General features: G+C 46.6%; 20 protein-coding genes and 2 tRNA genes. 13 read left to right on the plus strand and 9 right to left on the minus strand.

Going from position 1 to position 21,270, the window contains the following annotated elements; all coding sequences use genetic code 11:
- Positions 1–73: 73 nt before the first annotated feature.
- A complete protein-coding gene (locus tag G517_RS0113275) occupies positions 74–1,060 on the plus strand; it encodes a DMT family transporter (RefSeq protein WP_245543253.1) in 987 nt (328 codons plus the stop codon).
- Here the strand turns inward: G517_RS0113275 and G517_RS0113280 are convergent.
- From G517_RS0113280 to G517_RS19215, 3 genes are read right to left on the minus strand one after another with little or no spacing between them, the layout of a single operon-like run.
- Entirely contained in the window at positions 1,022–2,329 is a 1,308-nt protein-coding gene (locus G517_RS0113280; RefSeq protein ID WP_028304812.1) for a peptidoglycan DD-metalloendopeptidase family protein, read from the minus strand. The genes G517_RS0113275 and G517_RS0113280 overlap by 39 nt on opposite strands.
- An 8-nt stretch (positions 2,330–2,337) precedes the next feature.
- Positions 2,338–3,204, minus strand: a complete 867-nt coding sequence (locus G517_RS19210) for a metal ABC transporter permease (RefSeq protein WP_084632235.1) — start codon at positions 3,202–3,204, stop codon at positions 2,338–2,340.
- Positions 3,194–3,946 (minus strand): metal ABC transporter ATP-binding protein, encoded by a 753-nt coding sequence (locus G517_RS19215; protein WP_051206395.1) that lies wholly within the window; start codon positions 3,944–3,946, stop codon positions 3,194–3,196. The genes G517_RS19210 and G517_RS19215 overlap by 11 nt, the downstream gene beginning before the upstream one ends.
- A gap of 160 nt (positions 3,947–4,106) precedes the next feature.
- Between G517_RS19215 and G517_RS0113295 the strand changes: the two genes are divergently transcribed.
- Entirely contained in the window at positions 4,107–5,162 is a 1,056-nt protein-coding gene (locus G517_RS0113295) for a zinc ABC transporter substrate-binding protein (protein WP_028304813.1), read from the plus strand.
- A gap of 25 nt (positions 5,163–5,187) precedes the next feature.
- Positions 5,188–6,084 (plus strand): GTP cyclohydrolase FolE2, encoded by an 897-nt coding sequence (gene folE2, locus G517_RS0113300; protein ID WP_028304814.1) that lies wholly within the window; start codon positions 5,188–5,190, stop codon positions 6,082–6,084.
- Here folE2 and G517_RS0113305 read toward each other — a convergent pair.
- From G517_RS0113305 to G517_RS0113320, 4 genes are all read right to left on the minus strand, one after another.
- On the minus strand, positions 6,067–6,672 hold the full coding sequence (locus G517_RS0113305; RefSeq protein WP_051206396.1) for a class I SAM-dependent methyltransferase: 606 nt from the start codon (positions 6,670–6,672) through the stop codon (positions 6,067–6,069). The two genes, folE2 and G517_RS0113305, sit on opposite strands and share 18 nt — an antisense overlap.
- Positions 6,673–8,808, minus strand: coding sequence for an FAD-dependent 5-carboxymethylaminomethyl-2-thiouridine(34) oxidoreductase MnmC1 (gene mnmC1, locus G517_RS0113310; RefSeq protein ID WP_028304816.1), 2,136 nt, complete (start codon positions 8,806–8,808; stop codon positions 6,673–6,675).
- A gap of 334 nt (positions 8,809–9,142) precedes the next feature.
- Positions 9,143–9,442 (minus strand): YciI family protein, encoded by a 300-nt coding sequence (locus G517_RS0113315; protein WP_028304817.1) that lies wholly within the window; start codon positions 9,440–9,442, stop codon positions 9,143–9,145.
- A 69-nt stretch (positions 9,443–9,511) separates the two neighbouring features.
- Positions 9,512–10,102, minus strand: coding sequence for a septation protein A (locus G517_RS0113320; RefSeq protein ID WP_028304818.1), 591 nt, complete (start codon positions 10,100–10,102; stop codon positions 9,512–9,514).
- 198 nt (positions 10,103–10,300) lie between these two features.
- Between G517_RS0113320 and G517_RS19220 the strand changes: the two genes are divergently transcribed.
- From G517_RS19220 to nadA, 8 genes are all read left to right on the plus strand, one after another.
- The gene (locus tag G517_RS19220) at positions 10,301–11,197 is read left to right on the plus strand and encodes a PHP domain-containing protein (protein ID WP_036591510.1); all 897 of its coding nucleotides are present in this window, start codon (positions 10,301–10,303) and stop codon (positions 11,195–11,197) included.
- A gap of 2 nt (positions 11,198–11,199) precedes the next feature.
- Entirely contained in the window at positions 11,200–11,820 is a 621-nt protein-coding gene (locus tag G517_RS0113330; RefSeq protein ID WP_028304819.1) for an L-threonylcarbamoyladenylate synthase, read from the plus strand.
- Positions 11,821–12,288: 468 nt separating this feature from the next.
- Positions 12,289–13,137 (plus strand): segregation and condensation protein A, encoded by an 849-nt coding sequence (locus G517_RS19225; protein ID WP_051206397.1) that lies wholly within the window; start codon positions 12,289–12,291, stop codon positions 13,135–13,137.
- A complete protein-coding gene (gene scpB, locus G517_RS20260) occupies positions 13,127–14,077 on the plus strand; it encodes an SMC-Scp complex subunit ScpB (RefSeq protein ID WP_051206398.1) in 951 nt (316 codons plus the stop codon). Before G517_RS19225 ends, scpB begins: the two co-directional genes overlap by 11 nt.
- A gap of 181 nt (positions 14,078–14,258) precedes the next feature.
- Positions 14,259–15,059, plus strand: a complete 801-nt coding sequence (rluB, locus tag G517_RS0113345) for a 23S rRNA pseudouridine(2605) synthase RluB (RefSeq protein ID WP_084632284.1) — start codon at positions 14,259–14,261, stop codon at positions 15,057–15,059.
- 84 nt (positions 15,060–15,143) lie between these two features.
- A tRNA-Lys gene (locus G517_RS0113350) sits at positions 15,144–15,219 on the plus strand.
- Between the two features lie 73 nt (positions 15,220–15,292).
- A tRNA-Lys gene (locus G517_RS0113355) sits at positions 15,293–15,368 on the plus strand.
- A gap of 263 nt (positions 15,369–15,631) precedes the next feature.
- On the plus strand, positions 15,632–16,675 hold the full coding sequence (gene nadA, locus G517_RS0113360) for a quinolinate synthase NadA (protein WP_028304821.1): 1,044 nt from the start codon (positions 15,632–15,634) through the stop codon (positions 16,673–16,675).
- A gap of 41 nt (positions 16,676–16,716) precedes the next feature.
- On the opposite strand, the gene G517_RS19235 is transcribed toward nadA, so the two are convergent.
- On the minus strand, positions 16,717–18,231 hold the full coding sequence (locus G517_RS19235; RefSeq protein WP_051206399.1) for a M48 family metalloprotease: 1,515 nt from the start codon (positions 18,229–18,231) through the stop codon (positions 16,717–16,719).
- Between the two features lie 311 nt (positions 18,232–18,542).
- Between G517_RS19235 and G517_RS0113370 the strand changes: the two genes are divergently transcribed.
- Both G517_RS0113370 and G517_RS0113375 read left to right on the plus strand, forming a co-directional pair.
- A complete protein-coding gene (locus G517_RS0113370) occupies positions 18,543–18,782 on the plus strand; it encodes a sulfurtransferase TusA family protein (protein ID WP_028304822.1) in 240 nt (79 codons plus the stop codon).
- A 5-nt stretch (positions 18,783–18,787) separates the two neighbouring features.
- Positions 18,788–19,873, plus strand: a complete 1,086-nt coding sequence (locus tag G517_RS0113375; RefSeq protein WP_028304823.1) for an AI-2E family transporter — start codon at positions 18,788–18,790, stop codon at positions 19,871–19,873.
- Between the two features lie 21 nt (positions 19,874–19,894).
- Here G517_RS0113375 and G517_RS19240 read toward each other — a convergent pair whose 3' ends face one another.
- Positions 19,895–21,100, minus strand: coding sequence for a GGDEF domain-containing protein (locus G517_RS19240; RefSeq protein ID WP_028304824.1), 1,206 nt, complete (start codon positions 21,098–21,100; stop codon positions 19,895–19,897).
- Positions 21,101–21,270: the final 170 nt, after the last annotated feature.

Genomic DNA, 21,270 nt, shown 5'->3' on the forward strand with positions numbered 1-21,270 from the left:
AGGCAACAAATTGGTCGTATTTAAGGGAATTTAAGGCAATAAAAACGCAATAATCTGATAAAAGCGCAGGAATATGAAATGCCTGAACGGTGTTTTGAGCGATAATCGCTCTTTAATTGACGGAGCTTCCCCTATGCTAAATATCGGTTTATACCTCACCACGGTTTTGATCTGGGGAACGACCTGGATTGCGATTAAGCTACAGTTGGGTGAGGTGGCTGTGCAGGCGTCGATTCTTTACCGTTTTACCTTGGCAGCTGTCGTGCTATTTGTCATTTTGTTACTGGCTCGTCGGTTGCAAAAGCTGAAAATGAGCGATCACCTTTTCTGTTTTTTACAGGGTTGTTGCCTTTTCTGCTTTAATTTTCTTTGTATCTATAGTGCGACGGGGTATATCAGTAGCGGCCTAATGTCGGTGATTTTCTCAATGGCAACGGTGATGAATGTGATCAATAACCGTATTTGGTTTGGTCAAACACCCGCGTTACGTACTTTGCTTGGTTCTACTTTAGGTTTGTCTGGCGTGGGGTGCTTATTTTGGCCTGAGATTATGACCGATGGCTTTAGCACGGGTGATATAAATTCAGATGTATTACTCGGTATGGGTTTTGCTGCTCTGGGTACTTGGTTTTTTTCCAGCGGAAATATGGTCTCAGTACGGCATCAGAAAAAAGGTCTTAAAACACCCACTACTAACGCGTGGGGCATGTTATACGGTGTGCTGATGATGAGTATTATCGTGATGATACAAGGTGTGCCGCTGACGTTTAGTCTGGAGGAGGGTTATATCGGTTCTTTGGTTTATCTGGCGATTCCGGGTACGGTGATTGGTTTTACGGCGTATTTAATGCTTGTAGGTCGTATTGGTGCTGATAAAGCGGCCTACAGTACGGTAATGTTTCCGGCGGTAGCACTAACGGTTTCTACCTTCTATGAAGGTTACCAGTGGACACTACTCTCTATTATCGGCTTTTTGCTGGTGGTGTTGGGCAATGTGATGATCTTTGCCCGCTGGCCGGGATCAAAAATCCCGGCTTTTTTGCGCCGTTTGCAGGCCTGAATTACTCGTGGCATGCTGCATCACCGCTAGCTGTTGCTGGCGTAGATCCGCAAATTTCGACGCATTCTGCGGTTTGATGGCAGCGGCTGTTGGAATCTTTGCGGTCATCGGATCAACGGGTTGACCATCAATATGCAGTTCGAAGTGTAGGTGAGGGCCTGTACTACGACCTGTATTACCCGATAATGCAATTCTCTGACCTCTTTTTACCTGTGAACCACGCTTTACCTGTATGCGATGGAGGTGCAGATAGCGAGTGGTGTAGCTGCCACCATGGTTGATATCAATATATTTACCTGCAAAAGGGTGATTGCCGATACGCGTCACGACACCATCACCGGTACTGAGGATTGGTGTTCCGACCGGTGTTGCTAGATCGACACCATGGTGTGGTGCGCGGCGTTTAGTAATAGGGTGCAGGCGGTTCTTATTAAAAGCGGAGCTGATCCGAAACCGCTTGTGAGTGGGCCAGCGCAGAAATGCTGGTGTAACGCTGATACCCTTATCGTCGTAGTAATGCCCTTTAAACCGAAATGCATAATGAGTGCGCTGACGGCGCTCTAGGGATACGGATTCGACCTGGGTCTGACCTGTGGCAATCTTGTCTGTCATTTCCCGGCCTATAACAACGGTAAAACGGTCTCCGGCTCTTAAATCACGTCTGAAGTCTAACTGATAACCCAATAGCTGACTGATTAGCGCTATCTGAGATTGATCCAGCCCCACATGCCGTGCAGACAGATAAAAGCTACCTTCAATACGGCCTCGATACACTTCAGAAACCCAATGGGTTTTTGCTTGCTTTTTTTGATGCTGGTAAGAGCCGTCGGACTGTCGAGTGTATATGATCTTCCGCGCAGGATCTCGATAGAGGGTCAGTTGGGATAGTGTGTTGTTATCGGTGAAATCTAGACCGAGACGGCCACCAGGTTGCAGAGCTTCTAGATCCAGATGCTGGGTATCCGCTTGCATGATCTCCTGTAATTCTGCCGCTGGTATGCCATTCTCTTGAAAAATATAGCTGAGGTTATCTCCAAGTTTGACCTGCCACTGTATCTGTTTCTTGTTATCACTCTGAGGTAGAGGCTCTTTTTTTGCTAGCGGTTGCCTCGTATTGACAGATGTTTCAGGGTTTATGGACAGACTAGGTAACAACAGGGCGGAGGCCTGATTAGAGGGCATCATAACCGCTATAGCGAGTATAAGAGAGGCCATTACTAATAGGATTTTATGCAGTGGCGTAAAAAACTGAACTCTGTTGAAGGTCATAACCGGTATTAGTCCTTACTTGCTTCTTTGAGGCTTGGGGGTTCTGGAGTACGGCTGGGAATGATACGAACAAAAAGCGCCTCTGTTTTTTGCCACAGAGGTTTGAGTGTGTTGAGTAGCAGAAAAAGTCCTGCGAGCACACAGACAATGGTCGGGCCAGTCGGGGAGTCCAGCTGGTAAGAGGCGAATAGGCCGCCAGTATTGGCCAGAATACCGATTAGAGCCGCGATTCCAGCCATCACTTCCGGTGTCCGGCTGAAAGGACGTGCTGTGGCCGCTGGAATAATCAGCAGTGCTGCAATCAGAAGTACGCCGACCACTTTAATGGCAACCGCCACGACAATCGCCAGCGCTACTGTCAGTATGAGTTGCTCTCGGCGGGGAGAAATACCACTGGCTAGTGCTAGGTCAGGGCTTAGGGTTGCTAGTAGGATTGAAGACCAACGGTAGCCCACCATGATGAGGACTAATAGAGTACCGCCCCAGATAACCGCCAGATCATTTCTACCTACGGCCAGAATATCGCCGAATAGATACGCCATTAGGTCGATTCGTATCCCGTCGAGGAAAGAAACGGCCACCAAGCCAACCGCCAGAGCCGAGTGCGCCATCACCCCCAGCAGAGTATCCATGGCATAATTGCGGCCACTAAGCATGGAGACGGTAACAGCCATTAATAGCGAAATCAGTAATACCCCAGCAAAAATAGGCGTTGACAGCGTTAACGAAAGGGCAACTCCCAGCATCGCTGCGTGGGCTGTGGCATCGCCAAAGTAAGCCATACGCCGCCATACGACAAAGCAACCAAGGGGGGCTGCCGCTAGAGAAACTCCGATACCTGCCAGCGCTGCTCGAACCATAAAGTCATCTAGCACGTGTGACCTCCTGAGAGTTTTGAGAAGACCCCTGAGAGTTTTGGGAATGATGATGATGCCGGTAAAGTGCTAGCGTATCGGCGTCATCCTCCAAACCAAATAACGCCCTAAAGATATCGGAGTTACCCACTTCCTCTGGTTTGCCCTGGCAGCAAATACAGCCATTAAGACAGATGACTTGTTCTGACTGACGCATCACGACCTGAAGGTCATGGCTGACCAGTACAATAGCGCAGTTTAGTGTCTGACGCAGATGGTCAAGTTGTCGGTAAAAATCTGCTGTACCTTTGCGGTCTAGCCCCTGAGTGGGCTCATCGAGCAGTAACAGATTCGGGTTCGTTAACAGTGCTCGGGCCAGCAGCACCCGTTGTAATTGTCCACCAGAAAGGCTGTTCAGTTGCTGCGGCATAAGCTCCGGCACGCCAGCATCGGCCATCGCACTCTGCATCCGTTTTGCGGATATTTTATGTGGTAATTGTAGAAAGCGTTTCACCGTGATGGGCAGGGTTACGTCGATATGCAGGCGCTGAGGGACATAGCCGATAGAAAGCTCAGGCGCTCTGATAATCAGGCCTTTAGCTGGCGGTAGTGAGCCGATCAGGGTTTTCAGCAGCGTTGATTTTCCAGAGCCATTTGGGCCGATAACGGTGAGGATCTGACCTTTTTCAACCTGCAGATTAATCCCCTTCAGGATTGTTTTTTTGCCAATCCGAACGTCAAGATCACGAGCTTCGATTAGCATTTAGAAATCCTTTTGGATATATGCCTAACGGCCTGGTTAGGTGCGCTCTTAATCAATGAATTATCACCATTTGGTTTTTAATTTTAAAGTTATGTTATAACATAACATGTAGAATTTCACGTTTTAACTCCCAACACACTTCACCGGAGATATTTTACCGATGCGCCGCTCATCTTTTATCGCTGGCCTTTTTATGGGGCTTTTACCGCTTATACCATTTAATAGCAGTTGGGCTTCAGCCCCGAAAGTTGTTGTTGATATTGCCCCTCTGCATTCCCTTGTGACCCAGGTGATGGCCGGTGTCGGTCAGCCAACGCTGCTAGTACCGTCGGAAGCTTCCCCGCACCGTTACGCGCTCAAGCCTTCGCAGGCTGGTGCGTTATCAGAGGCCGATACTGTATTTTGGATCAGCGAGGATCTGACTCCTTGGTTAGAGCATTCGCTAGATAATTTAGCGCCTTCAGCGCATAAGGTAGAGCTGCTGGAGCGTTCTGAAACCATCCGTCATGAATTCAGAAAAGGCGCGACCTTCGAAGCCCATGATCACCATGACGAGAATGAACATCACGGAGAAGATGATCATGATGATGAGAGTAAGCATCACGGTGAACATAATGATGACCATCATGAAGCCAGTGCCCATCATGATGATCATGAGGAAAGAGATGAGGCCCATCATGATGAGCATCACCACGGTCAGTACGATCCCCATGCCTGGCTCGATCCTCTTAATGCTAAAGCTTGGGCAAATATTATCGCCGGTGAACTGGCTAAGACAGACCCTGAACATGCAGGTATTTATCAAGCTAATGCCAGAAAACTGAATAGTTCACTGGATCAGTTGATGGATGAGCTTAATGCTCGTGCTGAAAAGCTAGAGGGTATTCACTTTATTGTTTTTCATGATGCGTATCAGTACTTTGAGCGCCGCTTTGGACTAATGGCTGCAGGAGCGATCTCCCTGTCTGATGCCTCAGATCCTAGCCCGGCTCGGATTCGTGAAATTCAGAAGAGAGTTGCGGATTGGCAGGTACAGTGCGCTTTTACGGAACCTCAATATAACCCTCGGATGCTAAATACTGTTTTTGAAGGCTCTGTTGTAAAAACAACCGGCGTGATGGACCCACTTGGTGTTGATATTAATGATCCTGCAGAGCATTACATTAAGCTATTAACACGGCTAATGGCCTCGCTTGAACAGTGCCAATCTCAATAACTTCTTTTAATACACAAGGCATAACATGAATCAACAACTGCCCGATGTGGCCCGTTACCAGGTTTCAAATATACACACGCCACTGGAATGGGTTGGTATGAGTGGTATTGATATCCTATTGAACCTTTCTGAGCCGGTGCCTTTGGCACCGATCCATGCTTCCGTTGATGCTCAGGTTAATCTCCCTGATGTAACCGTGAAGGGGATTCATATGTCACGTATTTACCGGATGCTAGATACTTTGTCACAACGGCATAGCGTAACGCCGGAAGACTTGGGAGTATTGCTAGGACAGATGGTTGATAGTCATCATGACTGTGGCACTGACAGTGCCCGAATGGTTCTTGAGTTCAAAATACTAGCTCGGCGACCAGCACTAAGCTCTCCTAGATTGGCAGGCTGGAAAGCCTATCCCGTCAAGGTGGAAGCTCTTTTGCAACAGGGGAATTTACGGCTTAATACATCTGTTCAAGTTGAATACTCCTCCACTTGTCCCTGCTCTGCAGCTTTGGCGCGTCAATTAATTGCTAGAAACTTTAGGGAACATTTTACAGAGGTTAATCCAACGGTTGACGGGGTATCAGATTGGCTAGAACAGCATGCTACCTATGCGACACCCCATAGTCAGCGCAGTATTGCCTCCGTACAGGTGGCTTTAGATCATGCCGCTAGTGATTTTGGCCTGATGCCCTTAATTGACTGTGTTGAACAGGCGCTAACAACGCCGGTACAAACCGCAGTGAAACGCGCGGATGAACAGGCCTTTGCTCTTCTAAACGGGCAGAACTTGATGTATGTGGAAGATGCTGCCCGTCGTGTACAAAAAGCACTTGCTGACGGTTATAGAGGGTTTGATGTAAAGATTAGACATTTGGAAAGCTTGCATTCCCATGATGCCGTGGCCTCAGTCTCCGTTGCTTGATGTGACTGGTCGCCCCAGTTGATATTGGTAAACCTTTGTTCGGTACAAGTCTGTTAACTGTTCCTGAGACTGGGGTTGGCGGCCAGGCAGTGCAAAGTAGATGCTAATTAATTGTTGTTGATACTCTGATGGAACGCTGGTCAGTTTATGATTGAGTTTTTGCATTCCCTCGGGGTGTAGGTAGCAGACGAGTACATCTGCTGTTGAGAGATCCTGTTTTAAAAAATCAGCTCGGATAAAATACAGATTTTTTAGCCCCATTACCCGTGCCGCTAGGGTGCTGAACAGCCAGGGTAGTCGCGATAGTTCGAAGCCTACGATCTTATCCTCTGGAAAATGGCGCGCTAGTTTAAAGGCTAGATTGCCCCAGCCGGAACCGCAGTCGATTAGCTGCCGTTTTGATGATGTTAAAGCATTACTTTGGCGTAGAAGACGCACCACCTGACGATGCGCCTTACGGGAGCTGGGCATTGGTGATATACCGGTGCGCAACGTGCCTATTAAAATGCTCATTAACGCGATTATGACCAGTAACACGGGGATTATCGACAGGTATTGCCCACTCAACTCCACGAATAATTGATCCATTCATAGCCTGCTTTTAATCAGGCCGCGAATAATAAAACGACTGGGTTGTAAGGCGTTAATCAGATCTCGTTCTAATGGCATCGGTTGACCGGCGATATATCCGGTGATCACTTCCGCACAAATAGGCGCGCTGGCTAAGCCTCGGGAGCCGTGTCCGGTATTCAGGTATAAGCCTGAATGATAAGTCGGTTCTGCGTCGGGGATTTTAGTGGCATCGTGACGTAATCGATCAAAGCGTTCTAGCATCTTATCGTAAACAGGGGCGGGGCCTGCCAAGGGAACATAATCTGGGCTGGCGCAACGAAAGCCTACTTTACCTGATAGTGTTTCGCTATCCACACCGCTACGGTTCAACTGTTCAGCAAACTCTGGCATGGCCTCTGCCATTAGCTCCAGATTGTGTTGTTGATCGCTGCGTCTTAATTCGGTCTCCTCATCTCTCAGGTTAAAGCTAGCACCTAAGCAGAGCGTGTTATCAAAGGATGGCGCAATATAACCCTCGTGACAGACTACGGCTTTTAGCGCCGGTGTCTGTGCTTTTGTTTGCAGATAGGTGGTCTGTCCGCGAATGGCTTTGGTGGGTAGCCAGTGGGTTTGTTCAAAGTGCTTTGCGCTAGCGGCACAGGCGATTACCACCTGATCCGCATCGAGGAGTACTGCACCGTTTTTATCCTGTAGTGACCACCCGTTATCGGTGGGCTGCAGTTTATCCACAAACTGGCCTGTTACCTGTTTGATATTGTCGTGTTGGCTTAGTTGTTGGCACAGTTGGTTTGGGCGCGCCCAACCGGCCTGAGGAAACCAAAGACCGCTTTGGTGCAAGGTTGTGCCGCTTAGCTTAGATGCCTGCTCTGCTGTAACCGCCTTTAGCAGTGTTTCAGGGAAATCGTTACGCTCGATAAAGCTCTTTTGGCGCTTCACCTCTTTTTCCGTATGAGCCAGTTGCAGAACACCGCAGGCCTGCCAGATCAGCTCTTTAAAATGGGTGTTGCTAAGCTGGTTTTGAAACTCTGTTATCTGGTTTTGAAGACTCATAAAATAATGGCGAGAGAACTCAAACCCGCTGAGATAAAAGCGACTGTGTGCCGAAGGTTCTGTGCCGAGTTTGATATAAAGCACGCCTTGACGATTCCCGGAGCCTTCCTGACCAACCTGATCATGTTGGTCAATCAGTGTGACGTTAAAGCCCTGTTTCGCTAACGCTTGAGCGGTGGTCGTGCCTGCAATACCGGCACCAATAACAGCAATATGTTGTTGGTTGCTGGTTGATGCCATCGGAGGTGAGTCGTGACAGAGTTCTTGGGGTTTAAACCACGGAGTTTTCTGCCAAGGCTGTGCCAGTGGCAGAGCTTCCACAGGAACAACATCCGGCGCAGGGTTGATCGTTTGTACCGCTTGGCCTTTTGCATCAAGAACCAGTTCACCACAGACCATATGGCGCTTGCGGCCAAAGCCTTTTACCTTTTTGACATCAAAGCCTGCGGCTTTCAGACCATTGCGCACAATTCCAGCCGCAGTAAAGGTCGCGATAGTCGTACCGTGACCACTTAGGCGGCGAATAGCCTGAAACAGTGTTGGTGTCCACATCTCAGGGTTTTTGGCCGGTGCAAAGCCATCCAAGAACCAAGCATCAACCTTTGCTTCAAGATTGGTAAAACAGTCACCGGCATCACCCTGCAGCAGGGTTAGCTGTACGCGCCCTTGATTAAAATGACGACGGTGAAACCCTGGGATTGGCAGTGGATAAGCGGCAATCAGTTGGTCCGCTAAAGGCTTTAGCTCTGGCCAGAGGGCAAGTGACTGCTCAAGGTCAGCAATATTTAGGGGAAACTTCTCCACAGAAACAAAATGGAGGCGGGCATCAGCAGGGGCGTTCTGTAAAAAAGCCTGCCAGACACAGAGAAAGTTAAGGCCGGTGCCAAAGCCTGTTTCTGCAATAACAAAGGGGCGTTGGTTGGCACCGAGCTCTTGCCAGCGCTGCGGCAGGCGATTGTGCTGTAGGAAAACATAGCGAGTTTCATCCAAGCCGCTGGCCTTGGAAAAGTAAACATCATCAAAGGCTTGCGAGATGGGGCGCTGCTCTTCATCCCAGTTCAGTTCAGCTTGATTCAAAGTTTGGTAGCGGTTGTTGTCCATTCTGTTTTCCAAGAAAGTTCGAGGGCGTATTTTTAATTCTGTGCTGTGATTCTAATGCATGGCTAAAGCGTGTTTATTCTTAGGTTTCGTAAGGGATTGATTAAAAAATAGTCAATTTGAGACTCTGCTATGCCGCATACGCCTTTGCGCTGCTTGTCCTGTATAGATCCACAAAGTTATCCACAGAAATTGTTAGAAAGTTAAAAATTGTTAGAAATTCATAAGGTTATAGCAAAGGCTAGGAGCGCAAAAACGGGCGCAAAATGCAAACCCGTTTTTGAATTTTCTGGTTTTTTAAGCAAAGCTGACCGGTGTGCAATTTTTATGTTAGGCGTTACGGTAGCACTTTACGGAATGGCTTAACGGTCACTTTTTCGTAAACACCTGCGGCGAAATAAGGATCAGCATTCGCCCAGGTTTGAGCGGCTTCTAAGGAATCAAATTCAGCCACCACAAGACTGCCGGTAAAGCCTGCTTCGCCGGGGTCATTGCTGTCGATGGCGGGATGGGGCCCTGCCAGAATAAGACGACCTTCTTCCTGAAGCTTCTGCAGGCGCGCAAGGTGCTCTGAGCGTACTTCTAACCGTTGAGCCAGAGTGCCTTCTTTATCTTGGCAAATAAAGGCATAAAGCATAATGTATTCCTCTCATGTATGGGTTAGGAAAATATATTGGTTAGGCTTTCTTGTTCAGTGTTCTAGTTTTTAGTTAGCTTTATCAATATTGACCTTGCTGTCAGTTTTGCTATCCACTTCGCTCTCTGGCTCCGTTTTAATATGTTTGGCCAGCCAAATACCTTGCGCGACAATAAAGACTAAGGTTAAACCTAGCATGCCGAACAGTTTAAAGTTGACCCATGCTTCTTCACTATAAAAGCTGAAAACAGCAATATTAAGTCCGCCCATAGCAATAAAGAAGATAATCCAATAGGCGTTTAGTGCCTTCCACTGAGGGCTAGGAAGGTCTATCTGGCTTTCCATCATGCGCTGAATCAAAGGCTTGTTGCCGATGACATAGCTGCCTAAAAAGGCGGCAGCAAAAAGCCAGTTCACAACCGTCGGCTTCCACTGGATAAAGGTTTTATCCTGTAAAATAACCGTGGCACCACCCATTACGATAATCAGCACGAGTGTGACAATGTGCATCTTTTCGATCTTGCGGGTTTTGAACCAAACGATGGCTATTTGAATAATGGTAGCGGGGATTAACACCGCCGTGGCGAGGATCATATCCTTGGTGTAGTGGTATACGCCGAAGAAGATCGCAATTGGGAAAAAATCTAAGAGTAATTTCATGGTGTTATAGACGTTAGTCTTTCATACTCGGTTAATAAGGGTTGATGTTTTGGCAATCTTCGCACGTTGGACTGTTATTTTACAGTGATGCCCCCAAATAACTGCCCCGTCCTGAGTGGGTAATATTTTTATGAGATAAGCTATTCACGGTAAGATGGCCGGAATAGGTTTGAGTGTTTTTTCTGAAAAAGGTTTTCCATGAACGCATATTGGTCTGGGTTTGATCTACACAGTCACTCGACATGCTCCGATGGGCGCTTAACCCCAGAGGCTTTAGTGCAGTTGGCCGCTAGTGAAGGTGTGCATACCTTATCGTTGACCGATCACGATACGGTACAGGGAATCCCCAGAGCACAGGTAGCCGCCAAAGAGGCTGGTATTGACCTAATTGCCGGTGTTGAAATATCCACCACCTGGAGTGGCTGTAATGTACATATTGTAGGGCTGAATCTGGATATTGAGCATCCGGTTTTAATGGCAGGACTTAAAGAGCAGCAATTGGCCAGACGGCAACGAGCAGAGATTATCGCAGAGAAGCTTAGCCATCTTGGGGTGGAAGACTTTTTGGCGAAAGTAGAAGCCAAAGCTAATGGTGCGGAATTAGGCCGACCTCACTTTGCTCAGGTTTTGGTGGATGAAGGTGTCGTTGCAACCATGCCAGAGGCCTTTAAGAAATACTTAGGTGCGGGTAAAAAAGGTGATGTAAAAAGTTTATGGCCCACCATTGAAACCGCGGTTAACTGGATTAACGCTGCTGGTGGTATTGCCGTTGTGGCCCATCCTTTGCATTATAAAATGACCAATATGAAACGCCGTGCGCTGCTTAAAAGTTTTAAAGATGCTGGAGGGCAGGCGATGGAGGTTGTATCGGGCGCACAGCAGTCCCGAGATCAAACTAATTATATGGCGCTGCTGGCTAAAGAGTATGGTTTAGCTGCCAGTGCTGGTAGTGATTTTCACTTTCCTAGTCAGTGGCAAAAGCCTGGTAAAGTGAATCACCTGCCAGAAACGGTTCAGCCGGTATGGCTGCTTTGGCAAGATGATAACGACGCTGCTAAAGAAAAAGAAACAAAAGAATCTATTACGAGGATGTAGCTATGAGTCAGTTTTTTCAGATTCATCCAGAGAACCCCCAAGACCGGCTTATTCGACAGGCCGTTGATATTCTCCGCAAGGGTGGTGTTATTGCCTACCCTACGGATTCCGGTTATGCATTGGGTTGCCATCTAGGTGACAAAAAAGCGGTAGAGCGTATTAAGCGTATTCGCCAGTTAGATCAGAAGCATAATTTTACCTTGGTGTGTGGTGATCTATCGGATATATCCACCTACGCCAAAGTTGATAATGCGGTGTACCGTTTGCTCAAAGCTCATACGCCAGGAGCGTATACTTTTATTCTTAATGCTACGACGGAAGTACCGCGTTTGCTGCTGCACCCTAAGCGCCGCTCTATTGGGGTTCGTATTCCTGAGCATGCAATCACGTTGGCATTGTTGGAAAGTTTTGGCGAGCCGATTATGAGTACGACGCTGATTTTACCTGGTGATGAGCATCCGCAAACGGACGCGATCGATATTCGTGATCAGCTAGAACATGCCCTTGATCTGATTATTGATGGCGGCGCTTGCTCGATGGAGGCAACGTCGGTGATTGATGTGCGTGAACTACCGCCGGAAATCGTCCGTGTGGGTAAAGGTGATGTGACTGTTTTTGAATAATGCTTTTGAGTCGTGTTTTTGAATAGCGCCTGATTAGCAAAAGGATTGAAAATATAAGCTTGTTAATGAGTTAGATACAGCTTGAGGCTTTACCGTAAAGTGCCCGTGCCATCTGATCTGTAAGCGCATCATTATTTATCCTATTGGGGGCTTTGGCTGGCTAGCCGAAGCCCTTTTGTGTGTTAGAATGAAAGCTTATTTTTAGTCATTTATTGTTTGTGTTCTTTTTATCACTGATCACCTATTTTTCACATCCTTGAGGAGACAGACGGCCGTGATGGTTGACTGGTTTTTGCAATACCCTGCTGATTTAAAATGTCTTACTCATTTAAAGCACACTGATTTAAAGTACTCTGCTGCTGGTGTCTTTACAGCCCTCTTTATCTTTATAGGGGCAGTGCTGCAGGCTTGCTTAAGCGGTCATCGTCTTTTCCAATATCAGTCTCAATATTATACTGGGGTGGTTGCGTGTCGGCAGTATTAGAATCGGAACAGCTCGATTTTTGGGCGCGTATCGGTAGTGAAACCGTTACCGAACTCCCGCAGGATCTTTATATTCCCCCTGAAGCTCTTCGTGTATTTCTGGAAGCCTTTGAAGGCCCGCTGGATCTTTTGTTGTATCTCATTCGTCGCCAGAACCTCGATATTCTTAGTGTAAATGTGGCTGAAATTACGCGTCAATATATGGAATATGTTGATCTAATGCGTGAACTAAACATTAGCTTAGCCGGTGAATATTTAGTCATGGCGGCTCTGTTAGCTGAGATTAAATCTCGCAGCTTGCTACCGCGTCAGCCTGTGGATGTTGACGGTGATGAAGAAGACCCTCGGGCGACTTTGTTGCGTCGGCTACAGGAATATGAGCAGCTAAAAGATGCATCAGAAAAGCTGGATGCTTTGCCACGGGTTGAGCGTGATGTAACGCCTATACAGCTTACGCCTCCTGAGTTTGAGGTTTATCGAGCACCGCCGAAGGTTGATCTACAGGAGATTCTGATTGCGATGGCTAAAGTTGTGCAGCGTGCAGAGCTGCAAACCCATCACCATATTGCATTAGAGCCGCTATCAACCCGAGAACGGATGAGTCAAATTCTAGAGGCGTTGACTGAAGATCGCTTTTACCCCTTCGAGCATTTATTCACCTTTGACGAAGGGCGGATGGGGATTGTTGTGACATTCTTAGCGATGATGGAACTGATAAAAGCAGGCTCTATAGAATTGGTTCAGAACGAACCTTTTAGCCCGATTCATGTGCGCTCATGTATTTTGAGTGAGCATGATGCTATAAGCGAACAGGGAGAAACAGATGAAACTTGAGCAGTTAAAACCTGTCCTTGAGGCTGTGTTGATGGTTTCTGATCAACCCTTGAACCTTGATCAACTTGGCGAGTTATTTGATGATTATGAGCGACCTAGTAAAGCCTTGTTGCGAGACGCGCTGCAACAGCTGATGGCAGACTATAAGGATCGTGGTATTGAATTGGTCGAAGTAGCGAGTGGCTGGCGCGTACAGGCTCGCAAAGAACATGCAAAACGTATTGCCAGACTTTGGGTTGAGCGTCCGCAAAAATATTCCCGAGCCTTGTTAGAAACACTGGCGTTGATCGCTTATCGACAGCCTGTTACCCGAGGTGATATCGAAGAGATTCGCGGTGTTGGTGTTAGCAGTTCTATCATGAAAACGCTGATTGAGCGTGAGTGGGTGCGGGTGGTGGGGTATCGGGATGTACCCGGTCGTCCGGCGATGTATGCCACGACACGGAATTTCTTGGATTACTTTAATCTAAAAACATTAAGTGAATTACCAACGCTGAATGAGCTTAGAGAACTTGGTGATCAGATGCAGGCTGAGCAGCAGCAAGCTATTGCTGATGACGAAGCTCGATTACTGGCTGCCCAAGAAGAAAAGCGCCGTCAGATGATGGACGATGCAAAAGCAGAGATGATCGCGGCAGGGTTAAGTGTAAGTGATGAAGGTGAAGGTGAGGGTGATCACCATGAAGGCTTTGATCTAGGCTCTTTGCCCGAAGTGCTTAGCTTCTCGGATTTGACCCAGCGACTTGATGAACGTTTGGCGAAGAAACAGATCGTGACAGAGCATGGTGCTGAACGTGAATATGATCAAACAAATGAATCTGAAGTAAGACGTGAAGCTGAAATAAGAAATGAACAAGACGATGGGCTAGAGATCGAAAAAGACATAGAGATTGAAGAAAATACAAAGATCGAAGAAAGCGGTGAACAAGGCTGCAAGTAATAAAAGCAATACGACAGAGACTAATGTTCGAATAACGAATATTGGCATACTGAAATAGATCATATACGTATTGGTACAGTGATCTGTACTGATACCCGAAAGAGAATGAAAGGTTAATTCTGTGAAAGATATCAACGAAGTAAAAACTGAAAAGTTACAAAAAGTTCTGGCTCGTACAGGAATGGGTTCTCGCCGTGAAATGGAACGTTTGATCGAAACCGGTGAAATCGCCATTAATGGCCAAAAAGCAAAACTGGGTGATCGTGTTTCTATCCATGATCGCGTTACGGTTCATGGTCGTCTTGTGAAGCTGATTGCAGAAGAAGAAGTACCTCGCCGTGTGATCATGTATAGCAAACCAGAAGGTGAGCTGTGTACCCGTCATGACCCTCAAGGCCGCCGTACTGTATTTGATCGTTTACCGAAGCTAAAAGGTGAGCGCTGGATCTCTATCGGTCGTTTGGATATCAATACCAGCGGACTGCTGTTGTTTACCACTGATGGCGAACTGGCGAACCGTTTGATGCACCCGTCCCAGCAGATTGAGCGGGAGTACGCAGTACGTGTCATGGGTGATGTGAAGCCTGATCATATTAAAGCGATGGTTGAAGGTGTCATGCTGGAAGATGGCTCCGCAAGCTTTACCGATGTACAGGAGTTTGGTGGCGAAGGCATTAATACTTGGTTCCATGTGGTGATTATGGAAGGCCGTAACCGTGAGGTTCGCCGACTATGGGAATCCCAGGGTCTAACCGTCAGCCGTTTGAAGCGTGTGCGCTATGGTAGTATCTTTCTCGACAAGCGCGCCCGTGCCGGTGAATGGATTGAGCTAACACAGCAAGAGATCGATCAGCTGTCCGAGATGGCGGGCCTTGAAAAGCGCCGTGTTCGGGACAGTATTGAGAGCCGTGAGCGTATCGATCGCCAGCGCAAAAAGACCCGTGCGATTCGTAGCGTGAACAAGAGTCAGCGTCCAAAATAAGTTTTTTAAAGAAAAAGGTAAAAAAGTTTTAAAAGGGGGTTGCGCGTCACGAAAATATGCGTATAATTCGCTCCCAAGTTGAACGGGTCGTTAGCTCAGTTGGTAGAGCAGTTGGCTTTTAACCAATTGGTCATAGGTTCGAATCCTATACGACCCACCAATTCAACTTTGTAACTTATTGATTTTAAAGGTTGATTTTTCTAAAGCTTCTGTTAAAATACTTTAAGTGCTCAGGGTCGTTAGCTCAGTTGGTAGAGCAGTTGGCTTTTAACCAATTGGTCATAGGTTCGAATCCTATACGACCCACCAAATTCGAAAAGAAAGCCCGCATTTATATGCGGGCTTTTTTTTGCCTTGAATTTAGTCAAATTAAAGATCTCATCCGATCTTGGCAATAAAGGCTTACACTGAGGGGCAAAGCTTCATCCGCGTTATCGGGATTTTATGCTAAAATCTTTAACCTTCTTTTTTGGTTCTCTCTTTCTGTGGCGATCTGTAGTAATTATTTTGATAGGCCATTTTGTAAAGAGAGATCAATAACATCTCCAATATGAATGAGTCGAATTCAGCCCATGACAATGCAAGCAGACCAGGCACTGGTTCGGGAACATCTGTCCACTCTGGGTACACCAGAAGAGCCAAACACTGAGAAGAAAGCAGAGCTTACTGCTCGTATCAAACAACTTCTTCAAGAGCAGAATGCGGTACTTGTTGCCCATTACTATACCAGCCATGATGTGCAGGCTTTGGCTGAAGAAACAGGTGGTTGCGTCGCTGACTCTTTAGAAATGGCACGTTTTGGTGCGAACCATGATGCCAAGACTCTGGTCGTCGCTGGTGTGAAATTTATGGGGGAAACCTCAAAAATTCTTAGCCCAGAAAAACGTGTGCTTATGCCAACGCTAGAGGCGACCTGTTCTTTAGACTTGGGTTGCCCTGTGGATGAGTTCAGCGCGTTTTGTGATCAGCACCCTGACCGTACTGTGGTTGTGTATGCCAACACGTCAGCGGCTGTTAAGGCGCGGGCCGATTGGGTTGTAACCTCTAGTATCGCACTTCAAGTGGTTGAGCATTTAAAAGATAGCGGTAAGAAGATTATCTGGGCACCAGATAAGCACCTTGGGGGTTATGTTCAGCAGAAAACTGGCGCGGATATGATCCTTTGGGATAGCGCGTGTATCGTACATGAAGAGTTTAAGGCGAAGGGTATTCTTGATCTGAAGAAGGTTTACCCCGATGCTGCTATTTTAGTACACCCTGAATCTCCAGCGGCGGTGGTTGACCTTGCTGATGTAGTCGGATCTACGTCTCAGTTGATTAATGCTGCAAAAGAGATGGATAACGAAACGTTTATTGTCGCAACGGATCGGGGCATCTTTTATAAAATGCAGCAGCTGTGTCCCAATAAAACTTTTCTAGAAGCACCCACTGCAGGTAATGGCGCAAGCTGCCGCAGTTGTGCCCATTGTCCTTGGATGGCGATGAATGAACTGGAGTCTATTGTTCATATTCTGGAAACGGGAGACCAAGAAGTATTTGTTGATGCGGCGCTGGGTGAACAGGCTATGCGTCCTTTAACTCGTATGCTGGAGTTTGGTCAGCAGATGAAAAAATAGCGGATTATAAGGTGCTATTTTTTGTCTTTTTTATTTATCCGTTATTGACCAAAATCAAGCTGTTTAAAGAGTGTTTGTAGCTCATTGATTCGGTGGTCTAATCGAGCAAATTCAACCGGATCATTGGCGGCATAGGCTCTGGCTAGTTTTAGTTCTGCTACACCGTGCGTAATATCACCGGTTAACTGGTGGTATTCCGCATTGGCTTTGTAAACGATTAACAGGTCTTGAGCTTGGCTGGCTGCTTTAGCCAGTTGCTGCCAAACCCAAGGGTCTTCGGGACGCTCTTTGCTTAAAGCCTGAAAGGCTGCAATTGCCTGAGGGGTCTTTTCCGCATCTAACTGGGTCTGGGCTAGAGAGGCCTTAACCGCAATGTTATCCGGCAATTCTGCTAATTGTGTTTTCAATAATGCTATAGCCTGCTCAAACTGTCCGTTAGCGGCCATCACCTTAGCATTTAGTAAACGAAAATAAAGATGATCTGGCTGAAGTGCTAACTGCTTCGCCAGCTCTTTAGCCTTTTCCGGTTGGCCTAGATCAATGGCCGATAATATATCCGCATACAGTTTTACCGGCTCTTTTAATCCCTCTGGCACACTATTGATTAGAGCGAGTAGTGTAATTGGGCGTTCTTTTTCTGTTGTTTGATAAAGCATTGCCCGTACGCGAATCAGTTGAAATCCTAAGCTGCTATAGAAATTATGATCATCGGTGTTCCGCTCCCGCTCTTTGGCAAAAGCGATTCGGCTTTCGGTAAGGGGGTGTGTTAATAAGAATTCTGGTGCATTACCGCCATTCGTTCGTGCTTCTTTTTGCAACAATTCAAACATTCTAGCCATACCGCTACTGTCGAAGCCTGCGCTGGTTAGAACACTAAAGCCAACGGCATCGGCTTCTTGTTCATGGGATCGACTAAACTGTAGCTGGCTCTGAATCGCCGCCGCTTGAGAACTTGCAATCGCAGCAATACCTGCTTGAGATTGGCCGTTGGCACTAAGTACAAAGCCTGTGAGCATGGCTGCTAATAATGGAAGGCTTTGGTTTTCTGCATTATCTTTACGACGAGCGTAGTGGCGTTGGCTAAGGTGGGCAAGCTCATGGGCGAGAACTGAGGCGACCATATCTTCATCCGATGACTTCACTAGCAGCGCGCTATGAACCCCCATTACTCCACCTGGTACGGCAAAAGCATTAATGGTTTTGGCGTTAATAGCGACAAGGCTGAGCCGTCTTTCATAAAGATCGGCCTCAACCGCTAACTGATGGACAAGGTTCTCTAGGTAGCTCTGTAAAATAGGATCATAAATAACAGGGCTGCTAGCACGATATTGGCGCAGCCATGTTCGACCTAGGCGATATTCTTGATTGGTTGTGACTCGATCAGGCCGATCACTACCGATATTCGGCAAGGCAGGTGCGTCCGCTAATGCTACCGGAGTACTGGCAAATGCTGCTAGCGAAAGGCTTATGACTAAGGCTTTCGCTTGGTGTTTAAATAGTTTGGCTTGATGTTGAAATAGTTTGCAACATAGGGCGATCACAGAAAACTTGATCAAAAGAAGCACCTTGCATCATGAGTATAAGAGTTTGTAAGCAGTCATCCGTTTATTTCAGGTCATCCAGTAACTTCAGACAACAGGATAATGCATCAGTTTCTATTTCAACAGCGCTTAACGCTCACTTCTATATTACAGCTGTTACACAGTATTTATAACAACGGGCTGCACTGGGATTTGAGATTGTGGCTTTTGGGGTTTATCTTGCACTTTAACTGGAGTTCCCCTTTAATCGGCTGTTGATTTCGCAAATCATGGATTTAACACGCCATGGATATTAATAGAAACAGTCACTTAATCCGAGGCATCAGATGTCCACCGCAATAGATCAAGAATTAGATACCCGAGGTTTACACTGTCCTATGCCATTACTCAAAGCGAAGCTGGCTTTAAATTCAATGCAAGCAGGGGAGTGCCTGCGTATTATTGCAACGGACGCGGGTTCTTGGGACGACTTTGAGGCTTTTGTTCGACAAAGTCCTCACGAACTGCTTAGTCGTAAGCAACAAGACGATGAATTTATTTACTGCATCAAAAAGGGGAATAGGTAGTACATATGGCGATGAAGGATGTAGCCCGTTACTGGGCTCAGCGTTATTTTTCGGATGAAGAAGCCGTTATTTTTTTCCTGATGCTAGTGGGTGGTTTTAGCATTGTGATCTTTATGGGGGCGATGTTGGCTCCTTTTCTGGCAAGTGTCGTATTGGCGTATTTACTCGCCGGTATTGTGCGAAAGTTAGAAGAGATACATATCCCTTTTAAGCTCGCTGTGGTCATTGTTTTTCTTCTGTTTGTCAGTTTGTTATCGGCATTAGTCTTAGTTGTTTTTCCTATCGCTTGGCGACAGTTAATGGCGCTGACGGATGAGCTGCCGGGCATGTTGTCCGCAGGGCAGCGCTTGTTACTGCTTCTGCCAGAGCAATACCCAAGCTTGATAAGCCCTGAACAGATGAAGGAATTAATTGGTGTTGCTGCGGTAGAGATTGGTCAGATTGGGCAAAAATTGGTGTCACTGTCACTGGCTTCTGTGCCAAACCTTTTTGCTTTGATGATCTATTTGGTATTAGTGCCTATTTTGGTATTTTTCCTACTGAAAGATCGAGATTTGTTAATTCAGTGGTTTGTAAGCCACTTACCAGAAAAACGTGTGTTTATGACCGGTATCTGGCGAGAAATGGATCAACAATTAGCCAACTATATTCGCGGGAAATTTATTGAGATCGTGATTGTGGGTGTTGCCACGTATTTAGGGTTGATCGCTTTTAACGTTGAATATTCTGCACTGTTAGGTCTGTTGGTAGGCTTGTCTGTATTGGTGCCTTATATCGGTGCTGCTGTTGTGACAGTTCCTGTCGTATTGATCGGTATGTTCCAGTTTGGTCTTAACGATACCTTCTTTTACATGCTGATGGTCTACGGCATTATTCAAGCTTTGGATGGTAATGTTTTGGTGCCTTTGCTTTTTTCAGAAGCGGTTAACTTGCACCCTGTGGCGATTATTGTTGCGGTGCTCGCTTTTGGCGGGGTTTGGGGGTTCTGGGGGATCTTCTTTGCTATTCCTTTGGCGACGTTATTAAAGGCGATTCTTTATGCTTGGCCTCGGGCGGTCGATGCGACGGATTCCCAAGCAGCAGCTGTTTAATAAACAGCGCTAAATCCTTCACTAGAACAGCTCAATATCTGTTTCTTGACTATTAGTTGATTGAACTTGGTTTCGGCCAAGTTCTTTTGCACGGTACAGTGCTTGATCTGCAATTCTGAAAATTTCATCGGCTTCTGCCGGCATAAGTCCATCGGCATGATAGCTGTAGCAGCCAATCGATATGGTCATTACGCCGTAGTTGTCATTGTTCACATGCTCAATCTGTAGCTCTAAAATGCTATCACAAAGCCGCTGGGCAAATGTTAGGGCTTCCTGCTCATTCTGTCTTGTAATCACTGTGAATTCTTCTCCACCAATACGAAAGGCATAGGCTTTGGATTCAGAGCTACTGCTAGCATGTATAGCGTTGAGGTTATGGCATGCATCTTCTAAGCAATTGGCGATCTGCTTCAGTGCTGTATCGCCCTTTTGGTGGCCGTAGGTATCGTTGTATTTCTTGAAATTGTCGATATCCAGAATGATCAAGCTAACATCTGGATTTTGGCTGTCTTGGAGTTGCTGGTCAAAAATCTCATTAAAATATCGGCGATTATACAGGCTGGTTAGAGGGTCTCTTAGGGATAACTCACGCACAATTCGATGGTCTGTTATATCTTGGTGTACCGCAATATAGCCGGTTTTTTTACCGGATTCATCGTAATCAGGAGTGATCGAGGCGTGTACCCAGTAGGCGGTACCATCCTTGCGACGGTTGCACATCTCTCCTGTCCAGCTCTGGTTTTTGTTGAGCTTTTCCCAAAGCTGTCGGTATGTCCCTTCTTCGGTATGAGGATGGCGAATAATAGAGTGGCTGTTGCCTACTAGCTCCGATGAGTTGTAGCCGGATATATCGCAAAAAGCTTGGCTAACATCCGTAATCGTACCATCTAAACCTGTACGTGATGTGATCACGTAGCGATTAATAATATTAAGGTAAGATTGAGCGAGATAATGCGTTGATTCACGAGCCTTAATCTCCGATGACAGTCGATGGTTCCAGTAGACAACCACGACAATTAAGACTGTCACAAACAGCATCCAGTGCAAATACGCTTGGTAAACAGGCATCGTCCCTTCAGGGGTTGCTTCAGCCCCCGTCCCTGAAAGAGCAAGCGTTTCTGCTAAGGCAATGGCTTCTTTAAAAGGCGTTGTAGCGCTTAAGAGATAGAGCAAAAACGCTGTAAAGCACTTAAATAGTATTGATTGAAATGATAGCCGTCTCGACACAAGAATCCTTTTCCTAAAGAGCGCCTTAAGATGCGTATTATCTCATAAAAATACTCGATAAATCTGTAACCACTTGTGTTTAAGGAGAAAGTTTGCCTTTTAATCATCGGTTGTTTTACAAACAAACACTTGCGCATTTGTGCTTGTGATAATATATTGCGTTCCGCACT

The sequence above is a fragment of the Oceanospirillum maris DSM 6286 genome (assembly GCF_000422865.1).
GTDB lineage: Bacteria > Pseudomonadota > Gammaproteobacteria > Pseudomonadales > Halomonadaceae > Oceanospirillum > Oceanospirillum maris.

Bases quoted from the DNA above. Each gene is read 5' to 3' on its own strand.
- G517_RS0113275 (WP_245543253.1), top strand. From the start codon at position 74: ATGAAATGCCTGAACGGTGTTTTGAGCGATAATCGCTCTTTAATTGAC.
- G517_RS0113280 (WP_028304812.1), bottom strand. From the start codon at position 2,329: ATGACCTTCAACAGAGTTCAGTTTTTTACGCCACTGCATAAAATCCTA.
- G517_RS19215 (WP_051206395.1), bottom strand. From the start codon at position 3,946: ATGCTAATCGAAGCTCGTGATCTTGACGTTCGGATTGGCAAAAAAACA.
- G517_RS0113295 (WP_028304813.1), top strand. From the start codon at position 4,107: ATGCGCCGCTCATCTTTTATCGCTGGCCTTTTTATGGGGCTTTTACCG.
- folE2 (WP_028304814.1), top strand. From the start codon at position 5,188: ATGAATCAACAACTGCCCGATGTGGCCCGTTACCAGGTTTCAAATATA.
- G517_RS0113305 (WP_051206396.1), bottom strand. From the start codon at position 6,672: ATGGATCAATTATTCGTGGAGTTGAGTGGGCAATACCTGTCGATAATC.
- mnmC1 (WP_028304816.1), bottom strand. From the start codon at position 8,808: ATGGACAACAACCGCTACCAAACTTTGAATCAAGCTGAACTGAACTGG.
- G517_RS0113315 (WP_028304817.1), bottom strand. From the start codon at position 9,442: ATGCTTTATGCCTTTATTTGCCAAGATAAAGAAGGCACTCTGGCTCAA.
- G517_RS0113320 (WP_028304818.1), bottom strand. From the start codon at position 10,102: ATGAAATTACTCTTAGATTTTTTCCCAATTGCGATCTTCTTCGGCGTA.
- G517_RS19220 (WP_036591510.1), top strand. From the start codon at position 10,301: ATGAACGCATATTGGTCTGGGTTTGATCTACACAGTCACTCGACATGC.
- G517_RS0113330 (WP_028304819.1), top strand. From the start codon at position 11,200: ATGAGTCAGTTTTTTCAGATTCATCCAGAGAACCCCCAAGACCGGCTT.
- scpB (WP_051206398.1), top strand. From the start codon at position 13,127: ATGAAACTTGAGCAGTTAAAACCTGTCCTTGAGGCTGTGTTGATGGTT.
- rluB (WP_084632284.1), top strand. From the start codon at position 14,259: ATGGGTTCTCGCCGTGAAATGGAACGTTTGATCGAAACCGGTGAAATC.
- nadA (WP_028304821.1), top strand. From the start codon at position 15,632: ATGACAATGCAAGCAGACCAGGCACTGGTTCGGGAACATCTGTCCACT.
- G517_RS0113370 (WP_028304822.1), top strand. From the start codon at position 18,543: ATGTCCACCGCAATAGATCAAGAATTAGATACCCGAGGTTTACACTGT.
- G517_RS0113375 (WP_028304823.1), top strand. From the start codon at position 18,788: ATGGCGATGAAGGATGTAGCCCGTTACTGGGCTCAGCGTTATTTTTCG.